16 protein-coding genes are annotated in these 20,409 nt (G+C 69.3%); 1 reads left to right on the top strand and 15 read right to left on the bottom strand.

The window, feature by feature from the left end:
• Nucleotides 1-179: 179 nt before the first annotated feature.
• From ACWIGI_RS20780 to ACWIGI_RS20850, 15 genes are all read right to left on the bottom strand, one after another.
• On the bottom strand, nucleotides 180-893 hold the full coding sequence (locus ACWIGI_RS20780) for an alpha/beta hydrolase (protein ID WP_454204051.1): 714 nt from the start codon (nucleotides 891-893) through the stop codon (nucleotides 180-182).
• A gap of 109 nt (nucleotides 894-1,002) precedes the next feature.
• A complete protein-coding gene (locus tag ACWIGI_RS20785; protein WP_454204052.1) occupies nucleotides 1,003-1,650 on the bottom strand; it encodes a TetR/AcrR family transcriptional regulator in 648 nt (215 codons plus the stop codon).
• Nucleotides 1,640-2,503, bottom strand: coding sequence for an alpha/beta fold hydrolase (locus ACWIGI_RS20790; RefSeq protein WP_454204053.1), 864 nt, complete (start codon nucleotides 2,501-2,503; stop codon nucleotides 1,640-1,642). Before ACWIGI_RS20790 ends, ACWIGI_RS20785 begins: the two co-directional genes overlap by 11 nt.
• Complete coding sequence (locus ACWIGI_RS20795) at nucleotides 2,500-3,765, bottom strand: acyltransferase family protein (RefSeq protein ID WP_454204054.1); 1,266 nt, start codon at nucleotides 3,763-3,765, stop codon at nucleotides 2,500-2,502. Before ACWIGI_RS20795 ends, ACWIGI_RS20790 begins: the two co-directional genes overlap by 4 nt.
• 2 nt (nucleotides 3,766-3,767) lie before the next feature.
• Nucleotides 3,768-4,706 (bottom strand): SGNH/GDSL hydrolase family protein, encoded by a 939-nt coding sequence (locus ACWIGI_RS20800; RefSeq protein WP_454204055.1) that lies wholly within the window; start codon nucleotides 4,704-4,706, stop codon nucleotides 3,768-3,770.
• Nucleotides 4,707-4,748: 42 nt separating this feature from the next.
• Nucleotides 4,749-5,138 carry a hypothetical protein gene (locus ACWIGI_RS20805; protein WP_454204056.1) on the bottom strand — a complete coding sequence of 130 codons (390 nt, stop codon included), beginning with the start codon at nucleotides 5,136-5,138 and terminating at the stop codon, nucleotides 4,749-4,751.
• Nucleotides 5,139-5,164: 26 nt separating this feature from the next.
• The gene (locus tag ACWIGI_RS20810) at nucleotides 5,165-5,734 is read right to left on the bottom strand and encodes a 1,2-dihydroxy-3-keto-5-methylthiopentene dioxygenase (RefSeq protein WP_454204057.1); all 570 of its coding nucleotides are present in this window, start codon (nucleotides 5,732-5,734) and stop codon (nucleotides 5,165-5,167) included.
• Nucleotides 5,731-7,308: an S-methyl-5-thioribose-1-phosphate isomerase gene (gene mtnA / locus ACWIGI_RS20815; RefSeq protein WP_454204058.1), complete on the bottom strand. Its 1,578-nt coding sequence runs from the start codon at nucleotides 7,306-7,308 to the stop codon at nucleotides 5,731-5,733. The genes ACWIGI_RS20810 and mtnA overlap by 4 nt, the downstream gene beginning before the upstream one ends.
• Before the next feature lie 13 nt (nucleotides 7,309-7,321).
• Nucleotides 7,322-8,428 (bottom strand): DUF3419 family protein, encoded by a 1,107-nt coding sequence (locus tag ACWIGI_RS20820; RefSeq protein WP_454204059.1) that lies wholly within the window; start codon nucleotides 8,426-8,428, stop codon nucleotides 7,322-7,324.
• Nucleotides 8,425-10,032, bottom strand: coding sequence for an MFS transporter (locus ACWIGI_RS20825; protein ID WP_454204060.1), 1,608 nt, complete (start codon nucleotides 10,030-10,032; stop codon nucleotides 8,425-8,427). The genes ACWIGI_RS20820 and ACWIGI_RS20825 overlap by 4 nt, the downstream gene beginning before the upstream one ends.
• Nucleotides 10,029-11,507: an FAD/NAD(P)-binding protein gene (locus ACWIGI_RS20830; RefSeq protein ID WP_454204061.1), complete on the bottom strand. Its 1,479-nt coding sequence runs from the start codon at nucleotides 11,505-11,507 to the stop codon at nucleotides 10,029-10,031. Before ACWIGI_RS20830 ends, ACWIGI_RS20825 begins: the two co-directional genes overlap by 4 nt.
• A 37-nt stretch (nucleotides 11,508-11,544) precedes the next feature.
• Nucleotides 11,545-12,657 (bottom strand): acyl-CoA dehydrogenase family protein, encoded by a 1,113-nt coding sequence (locus tag ACWIGI_RS20835; protein ID WP_454204062.1) that lies wholly within the window; start codon nucleotides 12,655-12,657, stop codon nucleotides 11,545-11,547.
• Between the two features lie 31 nt (nucleotides 12,658-12,688).
• Nucleotides 12,689-15,307, bottom strand: coding sequence for an aminotransferase class III-fold pyridoxal phosphate-dependent enzyme (locus ACWIGI_RS20840; RefSeq protein ID WP_454204063.1), 2,619 nt, complete (start codon nucleotides 15,305-15,307; stop codon nucleotides 12,689-12,691).
• Between the two features lie 25 nt (nucleotides 15,308-15,332).
• Nucleotides 15,333-16,373 (bottom strand): 3-oxoacyl-[acyl-carrier-protein] synthase III C-terminal domain-containing protein, encoded by a 1,041-nt coding sequence (locus ACWIGI_RS20845; protein WP_454204064.1) that lies wholly within the window; start codon nucleotides 16,371-16,373, stop codon nucleotides 15,333-15,335.
• 1 nt (nucleotide 16,374) lies between these two features.
• Nucleotides 16,375-18,447 carry an AMP-binding protein gene (locus tag ACWIGI_RS20850; RefSeq protein ID WP_454204065.1) on the bottom strand — a complete coding sequence of 691 codons (2,073 nt, stop codon included), beginning with the start codon at nucleotides 18,445-18,447 and terminating at the stop codon, nucleotides 16,375-16,377.
• Nucleotides 18,448-18,748: 301 nt separating this feature from the next.
• Here ACWIGI_RS20850 and ACWIGI_RS20855 point away from each other — a divergent pair, with 301 nt between their 5' ends.
• Nucleotides 18,749-20,284, top strand: coding sequence for an amidase (locus ACWIGI_RS20855; protein WP_454204066.1), 1,536 nt, complete (start codon nucleotides 18,749-18,751; stop codon nucleotides 20,282-20,284).
• Nucleotides 20,285-20,409: the final 125 nt, after the last annotated feature.

The following is a 20,409-nucleotide window of genomic DNA, read 5'->3' on the forward strand; positions in this document are numbered from 1 at the left end:
TGGCAGCTGGCGGTGGCAGCTGGCACCCTGCGGTGACTCAGCTTCGCTGACCGCGCCGGCTTCCCGGGTGCGGTGTGCGCACCCGGAATGCCCACGGCGACCCCGCTGCGCCGCCCCGTGCTCTCGGCGCTTTCGAGTCGATCGGGGTCCGCTCGGTGTACGACGGCTCGAACCGTGCGCTACGTGACGCGCGACGGCTCTTGTCGTACCACCCGGACGGTCCCGCGCGCCCCCGTTCCCGTCGAGCTCGGCCGCGCGTGCTCGACCAGCGGTGCGCGAGCCTCCAACGGCTTTCGCAGACCGTCCACCTCGCGCTGCACGAACTCCACTATCAGAGAATGGATTTCACCCCGCACCGGCTCGTGAAGCAGATCGTGTCCGGCATCGGCGAACTCGTGGAAGCGGACGCCGGCGGAGCGAGCGGCCCAGCGCCGTACCGGATCTATCGCGGCGATGTGGTCGTCGGCCCCGTGCAGCAGCAGCGCCGGGATCGGCGGGGCGGGCAAGTTCATGATCACATCGCGGGTCGGGGTGCCGGTCAGCACGAGGGCCCGCACCTGCCGCGCGGCGGCTCCGCCGGCCTGGGTGGCGAGTAGCGCCACACCGGCGCCGAGCGAGTGCCCGGCCAGGATCAGCGGCGTCCGGGGATGCGCCGCGTGCGCCATGGCCAGGAAGAGTTCGGCATTGGCCACGAGGGTCGGAATCGGCGCCATCGTGTCCGGCTCGCCCTCGCTCAGCCCGTGTCCGGCGTGATCGAGCCCCCAGACCTCGAAACCGCCGCGATTCATCGCCCTGCCGAATCGGTGGTAGAGGGCACTGGACTGCCCGATACCGTGCAGAAAGACCATGACGGCGGCGGCGTCGCCGTCACACCGCCAGATTCGATAACTCATGCGGCCACCCGCGCCGTCGAAAAACACAGTGCACCCTCTCCGCAGCGGATGCTGCCGGAAACGCGGTCGACATTCGTTGACGGCGGGTACTTTCCGGCAGGCGCCGGGGCTACCGCATGGGCTCCGCGGCGCCGTCGACTCGGCTCGCTTCGCCCACCGGGACGCCGCCCACGACCCCGGACACGATCGCCATCAGCGCCCGCAGGGCGCGGTCGGCGGCGAGGTCCGGGTCGGGGGCGCTCGCGACGATCAGTCCCGCCTCGGTGATCGCGCTGAGCAATAGTTGGGCCAGAACGGGTATGTCGACATCGGCCAGGCTCCCGGCCGCCCGCGCCGCTTCCAGCGGCGGGACGACCAGGCCCAGCCCGTGCCGGATCTCGAATTCGCGCCACGCCTGCCTGCCGAGCACCGCGGGACCGTCCGACAGCGCGATGCGCACCATCTCCGGGCGCACGCAGATGTCGAGGAATGTCCGCAGGGCCACCTCGATCAGGACGATCGGTTCCTCCGAGTTCGCGGCGGCTGTCGCCACGCTGATCTCCTCGCTGTTCTCTCGTTCCAATCGTTCGAGCACCACCAGGAACAGTCCGCGCTTGTCGCCGTACTGGTACTGCAGTGCGCCACGGGTGACGCCCGCCGCCGCGACGATCTGATCGGCGGACACGGCGCTGAAGCCGTGCTCGGCGAACAGTTCACGAGCGGCACTCTCGAGGGCGAGTCGTGTAGTGAGCGAACGCTTTTCGTGGCTAGTGGTCATACATGCGAGTGAACTCCAGAATCATGCGGGTCAGCAACTCGGGCTGATCCTCCGGGCTCGCGGTATAGGAGTCGTCTATGAGTTTGAGGGTCGCGTTCGGCAGGTCCGCGGCCAGTCGCTCGGCCAGCCGCAGCGGGAACAATTTGTCCTCGCGCGCCCAGGCCAGCAGGACCGGAATATCGATCTTGTCGAATCGGGCGGCCGCCTCCAGGGTGTACTTCCGGTCGGCGGTCAGCAGGAAGCGGCGCAGGTCCGCGCGGATGGCCGCCGAATTCCGGCTCGGCAGTAGGTAACTGTCGACGATCTCGTACGGCACCTGGTGTTTGGCCACCCAGCCCAGGGCCACCGGCAGCGGATGCAGTGCGCGGATGCGCAGCAGTTCGGTCAGCGGCCGAATGGATCCGGGGATCCGCGCCAGCGGCGGCAGGACGTTGAACGGCGGCGGCAGGAATCGCTCGTAGCAGTCCACCGAGGCGAGCACCACCCGCCCGATCCGGTCGGTCCGGCGGCTGAGCAGCACCTGGGTGATGGCCCCGCCGGTGTCGTTGGCGACCAGGGTCACATCGTTCAGGTCGAGCCGGTCCAGGAAGGCGGCCATGAGATCGGCCAGGCCGGTCGGGGTCAGGTCGGCGTCGGGGACCGGGATCGAATGCGCGCCCAGCGGCCAATCGGGGGTCAGGCAGCGATAGCCGGCGGCCACGATGTCCGGCACGATCTTGCGCCACAGGTTGGCGTTGACCAGCAGCCCGTGGACGAACACCACCGGTGCGCCGGACCCGGCCTCGTAGTACCGGATGCGCGCGCCGGGCAGATCGATGTCGCGCGGGTGACCGAGGGATGCACTGAGCGTCATGGGTTCTCCGTATTCCGGGTAGCGGGATCGGGTGAGGTCGGCCGGCGCCGGCCGGCGAATCTGCGCATCAGCGGCTCGTCGAGCCGGTGGAAGATCAGCGCCGCCGCGGCCGTGGAGACCACCAGGCTCAGCGTGGCGAACCCCAGCCAGCCCAGCGGGCCGAACTGCCGCCCGCCGATGAACCAGCGGGTGATCAAGACCATCACCGGGAACTGGATCAGATAGAAGGCGTAGGAGATCTTTCCGAACCACACCATGGTGCGGGTGGAGTTCAGCCCGCCCCGGCCGGTCAGATCCCGGGCCGCCATCGTCGCCACGACCGCGACCATGGGCCCCACCAGCAGGGCCGACATCTTGTAGTTCACCGGCACGACCCAGGTCGCCAGGTACGCGAGGGCCAGCGCGGCCAGCGGCAGCCGCACGTCGGTCAGACGCCAGCGCCCTTCCAGGACGAGCCTTCCCGCGAGCACGCCCAGGAAGAACTCGGGCAGTCGTGACAGCGGGAAGTAGTAGCTGAGCCAATAGGCCTGCGGCACCGGGATATCCGCCTGCCGGAACCATGCCTGCGACGCGTGGATCTCGTAGTGCGGTGAATCCTCACCCGGTAGCAGCCGCGGGGCGAAGGCGTTCTCGATCCCCTTGGGGCCGGGCGCCCCCAGGTAGTAGATCGTGTGCAGGACGAGGACGAAGGCCAGCAGTCCGCCCAGCCACCACCACAGCCGGCCCCCGCCGATCCGCAGCACCAGCGGCAGGAACAGCGGAAAGCTCAGGTAGAAAAGGATTTCCGCGCCGAGCGACCAGGCCGGGACATTGAGCCCGCCGACCGTCGTCCACTTCGGCACCCAGGTGTGCACCAGGAACAGATTCGGGACCCACACCACCGCGCGATACAGCGGCACGGACGCGGCCAGGATGAAGACCGCGGCCGCCGCGAGATGGGTGGGATAGATCTTCAGCACGCGCCGCCAGTAGAACATCCGCACCGAGCTGCCCGGCGTGAACGACCAGTAGATGATGAAGCCGGACAGCACGAAGAAGAAGGTGACCCCCGCCGCGCCCAGCTGCATCGGAATCGCCTGGTGCAGTTGCCGGAACAGCTCCGACTTCTGGAACGGATACACCGGCAGGAACACCAGTGCGTGCAGGACGAACACCGCGAACGCCGCCCACCACCGCGCGCCCGTCAGCGACGGCAGGGCCGGGCGCGCGGCGCCGGGCGCGGGTGGGGCGTGCGACCGGGGCGTGGCGATCTCGCGGGTCACGGTCAGCCCGCGATCAGCTGCCGCAGCCCGGCGGCCACCACGGCGTCACCGCGGGTGGACGGGTGCACCGGCGTGCCGAGGAATTCACTGGCGGGATCGAGGATTCCGGCCAGCCACGGCTCGGGCGTGCACAGGCCGTGGCCCGCGGTGACGGCTCGGGCATCGAAGAACTCGACGCCGAGCCGGCGCGCGCCCTCGCGCTGGGCCGTATCCACCCGGTTCCACAGCTCGATCGCCGAACCCGCACGCTGCTGCACGATCTGGCCGACGCCGAGCACGTTGACGCACCAGGTCTGCGAACCGGGGGCGTTCATCTCCGGGTAGCCGACGAAGATGATGCGGGCGTTCGGCGCGTAGTAGCGAACGTAATTCACCACGGGCTCGACCCGTTTCACGTATTCGTCGGTGGTCAGGCCGCGGTAGTCGGTCGCGCGCCCCTCGGCGGCGGCCTCGGGCCCGCAGCCGCGGATGACGTCGAGTACACAGTTCAGCAGCGTCTGGCGCAGCTTGACCTGGTTGTCGCCCCAGGAGTCGTTGAGTCCGGTCTGGATCAGCACGGCCTCGGTGCGCGGCCCGAAGGCGCCCTGCGCGTCGACGGCGCGGGCCTCGTGCACCAGGGTGTACCCGGGGCCGCTCACCAGCGTCGCACCGCGGCAGGACGCGTCGATGAAATCCGTTGTGCCCCACAGTCCCATGCTCTGGGCCAGCTGGGTCGGCCACGAGGTGGGGCCGTGCGAGCAGTCGGGTTGCGCGCCGGGCGCGGTGTTCTCCAGCGCGGCGGCGATATCGCCGTTGGCCGTGAAGGAATCACCCATGACCACGATGGATTTGCCGCCGTCGGCGGGGGCGGCCGCGGCGTGCGGCGCGGGCGCGGACAGCAGGGCCGCGGCCGTGATGACGGCGGCGGCGCCCAGCACACTGGGTCGGGTCGAATTCGTCATGCTCTTCCTTGTCGAGTGCATCGGAAACGGACCTGCGGGAGATCAGTAACCGGCTTTGGGTTCGAAGCCCGGCTCGGGCAGGGTCGGAGCTTCGGCCGCGGGCGGTTGCGGCGCGGGCTTCTCCGGCGCCGGGGGCTGGGTCGCGGGACCCTGGGGCGCGCGGGTCGGCGCCGGGGGCGCGACGGTCTCCGGCTCCGGAGCCCGGGCGGGCGGCTCGGTGGTGATGGGTGCGGTACCTGGGGACTCCGGCGCCGTGCTCGGCGGCGCGGACGGCGCGGCCGCGGTGGTGGTGGCCGCGACCGTGGTGGTCGTGGTCGCGGGGCTCTCGGAACTGTCCGAGCCGCACGCGGCGCCGCCGATCGCGATCGCGCCGGCGGCGGCCGCGGCCAGGACGGCCCGTGCCGCGCGTGAGTGAATGACGTGCTGTCGCATGGCGACTCCTGCCGATCGGATGCGGATTACGCGAGCAGTTCGTCCAGGGTGGGCATGTGGCCGCCGATGGGGTCGCCGGTGAAATCGCCGACCCAGCCGTCCTCGCGCTCGAAGAAGCGGATGGCGCAGAATTCCGGCCGTTCGCCCATGTCGAACCAGTGCGTGGTGCCCGCCGGAACGGAGATCAGATCACCGCGCTCGCAGACGACGGCGAAGACCTTGTCACCGAGATGGAGGTAGAAACAGCCCCGCCCCTCGACGAAGAATCGCACCTCGTCCTCGGCGTGCCGGTGTTCGTCGAGAAACTTCTCGCGCGCCGAGACCGCCAGCTCGCGCCAGTGCGCGCTGTCGGGCTCCGGGACCATACGCACCACGTCGACCAGCTGGTAGCCGCCTTCGGCGCAGACCTCGTCGATCTCGGCCCGGTAGGCGGCGATGATCTGATCGGTTCCGGCGTCGAGCGCCAGTTCCCGGGTTTCCCACTGCCGCAGCGTGATTCCGTACGGCGCGAGCAGCGTCGCGATCACCTCGGGGTCGGTGGTTCGTTCGATGACGGTGTGGCGGTCGCCCTCCGGCATCACCTGCACGATGGTCATGGCCGTCGCTCCCTGGTTCGTAGATGTAGTTCGCACAGCAATTCCAGGCACTCCATCCGGTTGCGCGCCGTCTCCAGATCCGGGCCCCACACCGTCGCGCCGTGCCGGCGGATGAGGACGGCGGGTGGGCCGTCCGGTCGCAGCGTCTCGGCCAGATCGGCGGCGATGCGCGGGACGTCGTCGTGATTGGTGAGGACGGGCAGCTCGAAGGGTCCCGGCCGGCGCGGGCCGAAACCCTTGATGATCTCGAAGTTCTCGAAGTCGATCGTCGGGCCGTAGGACATTCCGGCGACCAGGGTCGCGTGCGGTGGATGCGCGTGCACCACCGCGCCGCAGTCGGGCAGCGCGGTGTAGAGCGCGGCGTGCAGCGATGCCTCCGCAGACGGTCGCGGTCCCCGATCCGAGACCGCCGCAGCGGTTTTGGTATCGATGTGGACCAGATCCCGTGCGGTGAGCGCGCCCTTGCTCAGTCCGCTGCCGGTGATGACCGCCCGATCCGGTGAACCGGGCAGCCGCACCGACAGGTTGCCCGCGGTGCCGTCCATCCACCCGCGCCGGTAGAGCTCGGCGGCAACGTGGGGGAGGCCGAAACCGGCTGCGGGCCAGAGGGTTCGCGTCTCGGTCACCACGGCGGTGACCAGGTCGCGCGGGGTGACGTCGAAGGCGGGATTGAAGGCGGCGGTGCCCTCCGGTGCGATCCGGCGCCCCGCCAGGGTGGTCACCTCGTCGGCGGTCCGCTCCTCGATGACGATGTCGCCCGCGTCGTCGAGGGTTTCGTCGACGGTGGACTCGGGCGCGACCACGACGAAGGGGATCCCGGCCCGGGCCGCGGCCAGCGCCAGCGGGTAGGTGCCGATCTTGTTGGCCACATCCCCGTGCGCGGTGATCCGGTCGGCCCCGACCAGCACGCAGTCGACGTGGCCGGATGCGATCGCGGTGGCTCCCGCCGAATCCACGCAGAGCCGGTGCGGGATACCGGCTTCGGCGAGTTCCCACGCGGTCAGCCGGGCGCCCTGCAGCAGCGGTCGCGTCTCCCCGGCGAGAACGGAGTCGAGCCGCCCCCGCTCGGCCAGGTCGCGAATGGCTCCGAGGGCGGTCCCGCCCGCGACGGTCGCCAGGCGGCCGGTGTTGCAGTGCGTCAGCACCCGGAGTCGTTGCCCGCGGGTCAGGGTCAGCACCTCGTCGGCCGCTCGCCGGGCCACGGTCCGATTGACCCGCTCGTCCTCGTCGAGCAGAGCGAGCGCCGCGTCCAGGACCGCGGCGGGTCCCCGTTCGAGCCGCTCCGACACCCGCCGCACCGCCCAGGCCAGATTGACCGCGGTGGGCCGGGCGGCCGCGATGCGCCGGATGTCGGCCGTCACGGCCGCGATGTCCGCGCCGTGCGTGCGCGCCGCGATCGCCACCGCCAGTGCCCCGGCCGCTCCGATGGCCGGCGCGCCGCGGATGGTGAGTGTGCGGATGGCGGCGATGACCTCGTCCACCGTGCGCAGCACGACGATGCGGTACTCCTCGGGCAGCGCGCGCTGGTCCACGGCGTGGACGCTGCCGTCCACCCAGTCGAGTGAGCGCTCCATGATCCGTTCCCCGCTACCGGTTGCCCGCGCCGACGGTGAAGATCTCGAACTGGTAGACGAAGGCGTAGTCGTCGAAGTAGAGCCGGGTGCACAGCTCGTCCTCGCGGTGCAGCAGCTGCCGCAGATCCGCGTCCGGCGTGTGCCGGGACAGGAAGTTGCGGTAGCAGATTCGCGCACCCGGCCGCGCCACGCGCACGACCTCTTTCATGAGGGTCGCGAACTGCTCGCGGTCGATGCAGCTGGTGACGTCCGAGAGCGAGAACTTGTCCACCGAGCCGTCCGGCAGCGCGCGCAGCTGTTCCATGAGATCGCCGCGCACCACGTTCACCTTGGTGGTCGCGGCGCGAATGGCCTCGACGTTCTCCCGAAGCAGGTAGTGCGGCAGCACATCCCGGCGCGGGTAGCGGCCGTGGAACATGAACGACACCCAGTCGTTCTCCCCGGCGAGATGGTTCTCGAAGGTGTGGTCGAGCCGCTCGAGCACGTAGTCGCCGCAGGACTTCTCGTCGGTGACCACGTTGTAGGAATCGTCGTTGAGCACGGCCTTGAGCGTGCGCTCGGTGAAACCGTAGCGAATCATGCTGCGCCACAGCACACCGTCGACCCGCTCGCGGTAGACGCGCCGCTGGGTCGCGAGATCGGGGGCGGCGAACAGGTCCCGCATCGCGCGCCCGTACAGCAGTCTCATGGCCGGCGCGACCAGCCGGACATACAGCTGTTCGTGCCGCCCGGCCTGGAGCACCCCGCCCACGATGGCCTTGCGGTAGTGCGTGAAGTAGGCGACCGCGCCGTCGGACAGTTCCGGCTTCAGTTCCTCGAAAAGCCGCCACCTGCGCGTGGATTCGTCCACCCCGAGGAACTCCAGCAGGGTGTCGTAGGGGAAGTGCCGGATGGCGGCGAGCTTGAGTTCGAGCAGGTAGGTCTGCCCGGGGGAGCTGTCGATGGCGGTGACGGTGTGCGGATTGTTCACCACCAGGCTCAGCGCCCGGCAGCCGCTGCCGGTCACCGCGAGCACATCGTCGTTCTTCTCGATCTCGAGCGCCCGCATCTCCGAGCGGGAGTCCTCGTCACAGGTGCTGTAGAGCAGCCAGCGGTCCTCGGTCTTGCCTGCGGTAGTCACTGTTGTTCACCCTTCGCGGAGCGCACGGCTCGGGGCCGGGCCGCGTCCGTCGGATCGATGTCGGAGTCGTCGGAGGTCACCGGCGGTGGTGGCGGCCCGGAGGGCAGCAGCGCGGCGGCGATCACCGCGGCCACGGCACACACCACGGTCACCACCAGACAGGTGATCTGGAAGCCGTGCACGAACGCGTCCTGGACGGCGACGCGCAGCGCCTCGGCCGCGCCGGCCTGCCCCCGGTCGAGCAGTCCGGCCGCCTGCTGCAGGGCCGCGCCCACGGAATCGCGGGCGCTCTCCAGCACCGGGGCGGGTACGCCCGGCACGCTGCCGTCGGGCAGTTCGCCGGTGTAGAGCGAGTGGTGCACGCTGCCCACCACGGCGATGCCGAGCGCGCCGCCGAGCAGCCGGGTGGCGTCGTTCATGGCCGACCCCACGCCGGCCTTGGCGGCGGGCACCACACCCATGATCGATTCGGTGGCCGGGATGGCGACCATGCCGATACCGAGTCCGATCACCGCCATCTGCGCCGCGATGATCGGGTAGCCGGTCGCCGCGTCGTCGAAGGCGAACCAGGCGTAGGCGATTCCCATCAGGATCAGCCCGGCCGTCACCACCGCGCGGGTGCCGAGTTTGACGGTCAGCTTGCCGCCCAGCACCGAGCCGATGATGATCGCCACCGCGACCGGGATGAGCCGCACGCCCGCGCCCAGCGGGGTGTAGGCCTTGAGGAACTGGAAGTACTGCGTCACCAGGAAGGTGAAGCCGTTCAGCGTGAAGAACGTGATGGTGATGATGCCGCAGGCCGCGGAGAACCGGAGGTTGCCGAACAGGCGCACATCGAGCATCGGCGCCCGGGTGGTGAGCTCGCGCCGGACGAGCCCGGCCAGCAGCACCGCCGCGCCGGCGAACCCGAGCAGGGTCCGCGCCGAGAGCCAACCCTGTTCCGGCGCTTCGATGATCGTGTACACCAGCACGCCCAGCCCGGCCGTGGACAGCACCAGCCCGGGCAGATCGAGCCCGCGCCCCCGCGGATCCCGGGAGTCGGGCACCAGCAGCGCCACCAGCACCAGGCACACCACGCCGACGGGCACCACGACGACGAACACACTGCCCCACCAGAAGTGGTCGAGCAGCAGGCCGCCCACGATCGGCCCGAGCACCACGCCGATGCCCGACACCGCGCCCCACACGCCGATGGCCGCGGCGCGCTCCTTGCGCTCGGTGAACACGGTGGTGAGAATCGACAGCGTCGACGGGTAGATCATCGCCGCGCCGACGCCCATCACCGTGCGCGCCGCGATCAGCTGTTCGGTGCTCTCGCACAGCGCGCCGGCGCCGGTGGCGACGGTGAACACCACCAGCCCGGCGAGCAGGATCCCGCGGCGGCCGAACCGGTCGCCGAGGCTGCCCGCCACGAGCACCAGGGCGGCGAAGGTGAGCGCGTAGGCGTCCACGATCCATTGCAATCCGCTGGTGCTGGAACCCAATTCGCGCACCAGGCTGGGCAGCGCGAGATTGACGATCATCGCGTCCATGTAGATCGCGATGACGCACAGGCACAGCACCGCCAGGATCGGCCCCTTGGCGCGGGTCGGCGTCGTGGTCATGACAGTCGGACTCCTTCGTCGTCGATCGTGCGCAATGCGGTGGCGAGCAACACGGCTTGGAAGGACAGGGCGATGACGTCGTTGGTCACCAGCACCGCGCCGCGAATCAGATCGCCGAGGATGTGCAGGCCCGGCACCGGGGCGCCGGTGGCGTCGAGCGCCTCGAAGGTCGCCACGTTCACCCGCACGCCGCCCAGCGGATGCGCGCTGAGCAGCCCGGCGTCGAGCAGCCCGGCCAGCAGCGGTTGGGTGCGCAGCGCGACGGCGTCGGTACCGGCCCCGGTGGCGTTGACCACCACGTCGGCGAATTCGACCGTGTCATCGAGGTGTACGGCGAATTCCGACCCGGTGTGCCGGACCTCGCGCAGTCCGGCGCGCACCCGCAGCCGCCCGGCGTCCATGGCCGCGACCAGCCGGTGGGCGGTCTCGGCGGGGATGGGTGCGCCGTGCACCAGCAGCGGGGTGAGCCACCGGGCGAAGAACTCCGCCCGATCCGGCTCGACCAGCAGCTGCCAGGCCGGCAGCAGGGTGGGGGAGGCGCCGTTGACGACGCGCTGCCAGCCGCGTTCGACCCCGGCCTCGACCTCGGCCAGTTCGCGGGCGAGCAGGTCCCGGGTGGTCGGGCCGCCGTCACGCACCTCGGCCCAGTCCGGCGGTTCGGGCGAGGCCGCCTCGATGTCGGCCATGAGCGCCCGCCCGAAGTCGTCGAGCCGCAACGCGCCGGCCGCCGCGGCCCGTCCCATGCACGCCTCGATGTGCGGGGTGGGAGCGGTGGTCTCGGGGCCGCGCAGCCGGGGCAGGCGGCCCGATCGCGACGCCAGCAGTACCGGGCCGGTGTGCCCGCGCGCGGCCAGCGTCAGGGCGATGTCGACGGCGGTGAGCCGGGTGCCCAGCACCGCGACCCGGGCGTCGCCCGCGATCTCCGGCAGTTGCCATGGATCGGTGAAATATCCTGCCGCACCGGTGATCCCGGGATACGGGTCCCCCTGCGGCAGCATGCCGATCCCGACGACGACGCGGTGCGCGTCGAAGCCCTGCCCGCTCGCGCACTCCACCCGCCAGCGGGTGCCGGTTCCGGCCCGCACCCCGACCGCCTCGTCGGTGATGACGTCGACAACGACCCCGGCCGCCGTCGCCTCCTTCACCGCCCGATCGAACATGTCGCGCACGTAGCGGCCGAACCAGTACCGGGCCGGGAACTCGGTGACCGACTCGCCCGCGGCCGCGGCCTGTTCGGTGACCCAGCGGTCGTACTCCTCCGGATCACCCAGGTTCAGACTGGATTTCGCGGCCCGGGTGTTGATCAGATGGGTCGGCTCCGGCGAACCGAACGGCAACCGCGGGGCCGCCGGATCCCGGTCGATGACGACGTAGCGCGATCCGGGCGGCATGGCGGGCAGCAGGTGCCGTGCCAGCGCGGTGCCGGTGGGCCCGCGCCCGATCTGGACGACCGCGCTCCCGACGTTGATGGTCATGGGCTGTGCACCTCGATCCTGTTCTGCGACAGCGGCGTCAGGCGACGATCAGCGGCTCGCCGGCCACGAATCGGTCCAGCGGCTCGGCGATGTTCATGCGCGCCGGCGGATGGAAGGCCAGAGCCCGGCAGCCGGTGTAGAGGTGCGCGGAGTCGCCGGTCATGAAGGCGATGCCGCCGAGCAGCTCGGTCGCCAGCGCCGAGGTGCGCTCGATCACCCGCTGGGTGGCGAAGCGCAGGTGCAGCGCGCGGGCCACGGTGGCGGGATCGACAGCGCCCCCGTCGATGTCGGCGGCCACCGACTCGATGGCGGCCATGGCCGTGTCCAGATCGCCGACCATGGTCATCCGGTCCGCGGCGGTGCCCCTGCGGCCGTCCAGGACCCGCTCGACCAGCCCGCCGGCCATACCGAGGTAGCAGGAGGAGACCAGCACGCTGAAGGTCAGCCAGGCCGCGCTGAGCGCGTCGTTGAGGGTGTCGTCGGCGCCGCCGAAGAACGAGACGGCCTCATCGGCGACCTCGACATCGGTGAGGACCACCTCGTGGGTCTCCGAGCCGGGGAAGATCGCGGTGCCGGGCAGTGGACGCACCTCGACACCGGGCGAGGCGGCCGGAATGACCGCCAGGGCAAGCTGATCGGCGTCTGCGCCGTCCGGGCGCAGGCGCACGCTCGCGGTCAGGATGTCCATGGACTTGGACAGGCTGCACGGCTTCTTGCTGCCGCTGATCCGCCAGCCGCCCGCCACGCGTTCGCCGTGCAGCGTCGGGGTGACGACGCTCGCCCCCGGAATCCCCTCGGCGAAGGCCGACGCCAGGTACAGCCGGGCCTGGGCGACCATGTCCAGCATCATGTCGCCCGCCGGGCCGGGCGGCATCGCGGCGACCGTGCACGAGTGCATGTTCACCGCGATGGCGAGCGAGGGCGACCGCGCGCCCAACGCCCGGTGCACCCGGGCGGCCTCGACCAGATTCGCGCCGCTACCACCGCGTTCGGCGGGGATGAGCAGACCGGTGCCGCCCGCGTCGCGGAACAGCGCCAGGGCCGGGGTGTCGGCCGATTCCAGCAGATCCAGCGGCATGCCGGCGAGCTTGGCATCCAATCCGGGGAGGAAACGCTCGGTTGTCTCGCGTTCTCTGACCATGAAGTTCATTGCGTTCCTTGGGAAGTCAGGTGGTTGCGGGTCAGATGACGAAGAGTTGATCGGCGAGCATCTCGTCGAGGCTCTTCTCGAACGCGTGCGCCACCTGGTCGAGATCCTCGATGGTATGCGCGGCGCTGATCAGGAAGCTGTGCAGTTCCGGCAGGTACACCTGGTGCTTGCGCATGTAGTACGCCAGCGCGATCGTGGCCTTGAAGTTGCTGCCCGCCATACGCTCTCGGTACAGCCCGGCCTCGCGATGGCTGAAGTTGAGCGAGAAGATCGAATTGCGGGCATTGATGCGGCAGGCGATCTCACGCTGCGCGGCGGCCTCGCGCATCAGATCCGCCAGGCGCCCGGTGTTCTCGTCCAGCGTGGCGTAGATGTGCTGGTTGTCGCGCAGGTACCGCAGCGCGCCCAGGCCGGCCGCGCAGGTGAGCGAGTTGCCGCTCAGCGTGCCGCCCGCGAAGACCTTGTTCTCGTAGTCGTAGTACGGGTCCTGCGAGCTCTTGGCCATATCGATGAAGCGCGCCTCGCCGATCACCGCGCCGCACGGCAGCCCGCCGCCGATCACCTTGCCCAGGGCCGTCAGGTCGGGGTGGATGTCGGCCATGACCTGCACGCCGCCGTAGGCGACCCGGAAGCCCGAGACCACCTCGTCGAAGATCAGCGGAATGCCGAGTTCGGTGCACAGCCGCCGCAATTCGACCAGGAAGTCGCGGTGCAGGGCGACCACCGACGTGGGCATGGGCTCGAGCAGGACACAGGCCAGCTCGTGGGCGTGCTCGCGCAGCCGGGACAGCCCCGCGATGTCGCCGTACTGCAGCACAACGGTATTGGCCACCGCGCCGGGGTCGACGCCCTGCGATCCGGCCACCGGATCGGGCCGGTCCTTGTCGCCGGCGAAGCGGAACCACGAGCTGACCATGCCCTGATCGGAGAAGCCGTGGTAGTGGCCCTCGAACTTGGCGACCATGTTCTTGCGCCGGTAGCCGCGGCACATGCGAATGGCGAACTGGATCGCCTCGGTACCCGAATTGCACAGCAGCGCTTTGTCCGCCGCCGGGAAGGCGTCCACCAGCAGTTCGGCCAGCTCGATCTCGGCGCGATTGCCGATGCCGTTGACCAGGCCGCGCGCGGTGCCCTCGGTGATGGCGGTGTTGATCGCCGGATGCGCGTACCCGAGCAGGTGCGGGCCGTAGCCGCCGGACAGGTCGATGTACTGGTTGCCGTCGTAGTCGGTGACACTGCCGCCGGCCGCCTCGGCCACGAACACCGGGAACCCGCTGGGGAAGAAATACCGGTCGATGTGCGTCGGCGCCACGAGCGAATCGCGGGCGCGGTCACGCAGTTCCAGCGAGGCGGGCATCTGCCGTTCGAAATCGACGGCGAATCGCCGCTCCACCTCCGCGTTCATGTACGGCGAGTACCGGTCGGTGAACTTGCGGGCATTGGCCCAGATGTCGATATCCGGATCGATCTGGGTGGCGAAGCCCTCGCACGACAGGAAGACCAGCTCGACCTTCGTGAAATTGGTCGTGTAGCGCGAATCATACTGGCGCAGAATGGCGTTCACGTCGTTGAAGTACGAGATGGTAGACCACTGGCTGGAGCTGACGTCGAAGTGGAACTTCAGGACCTCGGCCATCTGCGCGTCGTAGGCGGCGCGTTCGCGCTCGAGCCTGTCCCCGGCGATGACGAAGTACCGCGTGAAGCGGTCGATCGCGATGTCCCATTCCTTGCGGGTGCAGGCGTAGTAGAACGACGACAGCCCCCACTTCTCGTCCTCGGTCAGCTCCACCGTCACGCCGTAGTCCAGCAGCACGAGCTTGCCGTCGGGGGTGAACAGCACATTGCCCGGATGCGGGTCGCCGTGACAGACCCCGTGCATGTACAGCATGGTGTAGATGACGTCCTGGAGCCGGCGCGCCAGCTGGTCGTCCGGGAAATCGACGGTGCGCGAGAGCTTTCCGGGGATGCCCTCCATGAACTCCATGACCAGCATGCGCGGCGTGACCAGCTCCGGGATCACCGAGGGCACCAGCACGTAGGGGTGGGACTTGAAGTTCCGGTGGATCCGCTGCTGCTGACGGGCCTCGTAGGTCATGTCGGCCTGCGGCCGCAGCAACCGCGCCACCTCCGCGAAGCGATCGGGCAGGCCCAGCTCACGCACCTGCGGGGTCACCCGGTGCACGAGCTTCACCAGCGAGCCGATCGCGGTGAGGCTCTGATCGATCTGCTCGGGCACGGTGTTCTTGACCAGCTTGACCGCGACCTTGCGACCGTCGGGCAGCGTGCCGATGTGCACCTGTGCCACCGAGGCGCTGGCGATCGGGACCAGATCGATGGAACTGAACGTGGATTCGAGCGGCCCGCGCAATTCCCGCTCCAGCGCCGCGCGCGACTCCTCCGGGCTCATATGGGGCGCCTGGTCCTGCAGCACCCGCAGGGTGTCGACCCAGGAGGGCGGCAGCAGATCCGAACGGGTGGCCGCGATCTGGCCCATCTTGATGTAGATGGGCCCCATGCGCAGCAGGAACGCCAGGATGGCGTCGGCGCGCCGCTGCTCGGCGCCGACGTCCTTGCGCAGAATCCACGCCACCGAGTACTCGGCGGCCCCCAGCGCCGTGCACGCGGTCGCCTTGGCTAGATGTCGCAACACTGAAATCACCTGATCCGATCGCGTGTCAGAAGACGAAAGTGAAGGCGCCGAAGGACATTCCGGCACTGCCGACCCAGCCGACGGCCCGATCGCCGGGCCGGACCAGGCCCTGCTCCAGCGCCGAGGCGATGGCCGCGGGCACCGACGCGGAAACCACGTTGCCGGTCCGGTCGAAGACGTGGTGGATGGCCGAGCCCAGACCGACCTTGTCGGCCATACCCTGCCAGTAGCGCTTGCTGGAGGCGTGCGTGAACAGCGCCTTCACCTCGTCCACGGGCGGGTCGAGCCGTTCGAACACCTCGAAGCCGTCGTCGGCGTGCTCGTGCATCTCGAAGCCGTAGGAGGTGAAGAAGCCGACGCCGTTCGCGGCCAGCTTGTCCGACGGATCGCAGAAGCCCTCGTAGCCCTCGAGGGTCACGTTGCACAGCGGCGCGAGATCGGGCCGCGACGCGAAACGGAACTCCCACGGCTCGTGATCCTCGGCGGTGAGCACGGTAGCGGTGGCCGCCTCGCCCAGCGTGTAGGCGGGGAAGATCGACTCCAGCGCCTCGACCTTCGGAATATGGAACAGATGCGGGAACACCACGCCGCCCGAGCGCAGATTGAACTCGGCGTTCACGATCAGCGCGGTGCGGTATTGCCCGGTGCGGAACAGGGATTCGGTGACCTGCACCGCCCGCGTCCAGCTCATACAGGCGTCCAGGATGTCGAAACAGTGCGCGTTGTCCAGTCCCATCGCCGCGGCGGAGTGGTACGCCCCGCCCGGTTCGATGAAGCCGCGGCCGATGCCGGTGTAGATCAGCAGATCCACGTCTTCGCGCCGCACCTCGGCCTGTTCGAGGGCGGTGCTCGTGGCCGCACGCAGCAGGTCGATCGGGCGTTCGCCCTCGTCCAGCCACCGGCGCGATTCCGAGCCCGCGTACTTGAGGTAGTACTCCACCTTGCGCAGGGCGTCGTCGAGATCGCCGGTGAACCCGGCCGCGCTGTGCTCGGCGATGAGGGCGGTGATGTCGGCGTTGGTCACCGTGCGCGAGGGCAGACCGGCGACGGCGGATTTGAGTCTCATGTCAGCGCACTCCCACCGCGGAATCGGTGGCGGGCGCGGTGATGTGCGCGGCGATCGCCTCGATCATCTCGGCGACGGACGGCGCGTCCCACATGAGCTCGGGCGGGAAGCGCTTGCCGGACCAGGACTCCAGGTGTTCGTGCAGGGTCATCTGGTCCAGGGAGGCCAGGCCGAGCTCGGCGAGGGAGCGGGACTCGTCGAGTTCCTGGTCACCCGGGTGCTCGGCGAACCAATCCCGCGTCGCGGCCAGCAGGCCCTGCTGCACGAGAACGCGCATCGAGGGCATCCCCGTGGATGCGGATTCGGTTGTGGTGGTAGCGGTTTCGGTGACAGTGGTGGTTTCCGAAGCCATGTCGGCCTCCCATCGGTAGACCTCGCTGAGCGCACCCGCGAGGTAGTCGGTTCGACATTGCTGCCGGCGGAGCTTGCCGCTGGTGGTCCGGGGCACCGTGCCCTCGGTGATGAGCACGATCGCGCTCGGCGCGATACCGTGCGTGCGTGCGACGGCGTCGTGGACGGTCGCGACCAGACGTTCGGGGTCGAGATCCTCGGCGCGTGGCTCCGCGGCCACCACCAGGCTCTCCTGCCCCGCGCGTTCGACCGCGAACGCGAGAACGGCACCGGCGCGCAGGGATTCGTCGCAGTTCACCACCGTGGCCTCGAGATCCTCGAGGTAGTAGTTGACGCCGTTGACGATCATCAGGTTCTTGATGCGACCGCAGATGTAGAGCTCGCCCCGATGGAAGAAGCCCAGATCGCCGGTGCGCAGGTAGGTGCGATCGTCCTCGGCCCCGGTGATGCGCGCGCGGAAGACCGCGGCGCTCTCGGAGTCCCTGTTCCAGTACCCGGGCGCGACGATCGGTCCGCTGGCCCAGATCTCACCGATCTCGCCGTCCGGCACCCGCACGCCGGATTCCGGTGTGACGATGGCGATTTCGGTGGGCAGCGTGGTGGTCCCGCAGGCGACGAGTTCGGTCGCGGGCGACATGCCGCCCGGCACCACCTTGCGCCGGCCCAGCGCCTCGTTGTCGAAACGGGTCGCGACGTAGGGCGCGGCCGAGGTGCCCGAGGCCAATTTCAGGGTGGCCTCGGCCAATCCGTAGCCGGGGGTCACCGCGGTGGGCGGCAGACCGTGCGGCAGGAACGTCTCCTGGAAGCGGTCGAGCGTCGCCCTGCGCACCGGCTCGGCGCCATTGCTGACCATGCGCCAGGAGCTCAGGTCGAGTGCGGCGCGTTGCTCCGGGGTGGTTTTCTCCGAGCACAGGTCGAACGCGAAATTCGGTGAGCCACTGTGTGTTCCGCGATAGGCGGTTACCGCGTCGAGCCAGCGGATCGGATTCTTGACGAAGGTGGCGGGTGCCATCAGTACGGCTCGGATGCCGCTGTACACGGGCAGCAGTACGCCGCTGACCTGCCCGAAGTCATGGAAATGGGGCAGCCAGGAGACCACCGTGCTGTCGGTGTCGATGCCCCAGGTGTACGCCAGTTCCGCGCACTGCTGGAGCATCATCCGATGCGTGATGATGACGCCCTTCGGGGCCGAAGTGGAACCCGACGTGTATTGCAGATAGGCGATATCGAAAACGCGCGGAGTGAATTCGGACATTGAATCCGGTGTGGCCTCGAAAGAATCCGAAGAAATTCTCGGAAGGCTCTCGAGATAGGTTTCGCCCGGCGCCTCGCGCATTCTTGACAATGTCGCCGATGTGCTGATCACCACGCTCGCCGCACAGTCGCGAGCCACTTCGTCGATGTGATCCAAGCGTGCGCGTTGCGGTGGAAAAAGTGGTACTGCGATCACGCCGGCATACAGGCAGGCGTAGAACGAGATGACATATTCCAGTCCCGGCGGATGCAGCAGCAGCGCTCGATCCCCGGGTGAATATGTGCTGCTCAAGTGGGTTGCCAGCGCCTTTGCGCGCAGGTCGAGTTCGCGATAGGTGAGCGCTTCGGACGCACGGCCCTCGTCGTCGAGAAATTCGAATGCTGCTTTCTCGCCATTCGTGGTGGCACGGTCGCCCAGCAGCTCGATCCAGTTTTCGAATGCGGCGGACTGAATTGACGCTGAATTCATCGACTACTACTCCCGTTGGTCCCCCCAAACGGAACTGAAGACTTCGCCACGAAGATGCACTGCTGCGTCGGAGATGCAATGTGGGGCTTGAAATCCGAAGCCGACGTTAGACGAGGCGGAGGGGCCCGTCAACCGATGGAATTTAAATTCGAAAATATGACATCCATGTTAACTGGACGCGGAAACCCCCGCTACGCTGCGGATTTAGTGCATCCGAAGTGCTTGTGTTGCAACGTATTCGACCAGTATTAACCTGAATACCCTTCATCTGCAGCGTGTTTCAGCGATAGCGTGTGCGAGCATGTCCGATTTCTGTGACTCAGACCCTGTCCTGCTGCCCGCCGCCGAGCTCGCACAGCGGATCCGCGGCCGGCGGGTGTCGCCGGTGGAGGTGGTCGAGGCGTACCTCGCGCGCATCGACGCGGTGAACCCGGATCTCAACGCCTACGTCAGCGTCTCGGCCGACACCGCGCGCGAGGACGCGAAGACGGCCGAGCGTGAGCTGAGCGAAGGCCGGCTGCGCGGGCCGCTGCACGGCGTCCCGATCGCCATCAAGGATCTGTTCGACTTCCAGCGAGGCGTGCCGAACACCTTCGGCGTCAAGGAGTTCGCCGGTTATCTCCCCGAGGATACCGCCCCGCACGTCCAGCGGCTGCAACGGCTCGGCGCGATCATCCTCGGCAAGACGAACACCCCGGAATTCGGGCACAAGGCCACCACCGACAACCGCCTGTTCGGGCCGACCAGCACCCCCTTCGCGACCGGTCACAACGCGGGCGGCTCCTCGGGCGGCAGCGCCGCGGCGGTCGCCGCCGGCCTGTGCGCGCTGGCGCAGGGCTCCGACGGCGGTGGCTCCGTGCGCATCCCGGCCGCGCTGTGCGGTGTGGTCGGGCTCAAGCCCAGCTACGGCCTGCTGGCCGGAGTGGTCCGGCCCGACGCGTTCTTCGCCTTCAATCCGTTCATGGGCAACGGCCCGCTGACCCGCACGGTGGAAGACTGCGTGCTCATGTTCGAGGCCATGGCCGGCTTCGACGCCCGCGATCCCGGCAGCGTGCCGCTCCCGGCGCGGTCCTACCGCGAGGCCCTGTTCGCTCCGGCCGCGGGCCTGCGCGTCGCCTATCTACCCACCCTGGGCGGTTTTCCGGTGGCCGCCGACGTCGCCGCGGTCGTCGAGACCGCCGCCCGCACTCTCGAATCCGCGGGCGTCGTCGTCGAACAGCCCGGCTTCACCCTGCCCGCCGCGCACACCGAGGTCACCGATCTGTGGCTGCGCTATACGGGCTCGGCGATGATCGGCCTCATCGAGACCTTCCGCGACTCCGGCCTCGATCTGCGCGCGGTGTCCTGGGAGAACCTGCCGCCGCAGCTGCGCGCCGCCGCCGACCGCGCCGAATCCTTCTCCGTCGCCGACACCCGGCGCGATCAGTTCCTGCGCACCGCGATCTTCGACGCGCTGGCCGCGGTCCTGGAGAACTTCGACGCGATCATCACCCCGACGACGGGCGTGGCCGCCGTGCCCAACGCCGCCGACGGCTGGACCGTCGGCCCGGCCGAGATCGACGGCGAGGCCGTGGACCCCGTCCTGGGCTGGTGCCTGACGCACCCGTTCAATTACACCGGCGGCCCGGCCATCTCGGTCCCGGCGGGCCTCACCCCCGACGGCTTCCCGGTCGGCCTCCAGATCGCGAGCAGCCGCTTCCGCGACGACACGGTCCTCACCCTGGCCGCGGCGTTCGAGCGCATCGCCCCGTGGCACGACCGGCTGCGGTTCCCCCGCTGGGACTCGAACGACACCGGCCTCGCCGCGGCTCCGTCCTTACGTGCCGGCGCCGCATGAGGATTCGCGCGGATTCACCTGTCCGGTGGCGCCCAGCGCGTGCGCGACGGCGCCGCTGATCGAATCGGCGACGGCGCCCGTTCGAACGCCCCGCGATCCACACGGTTCGGTGCCCCGCGTCCCCA

The organism is Nocardia sp. NPDC055321 (genome assembly GCF_053645575.1).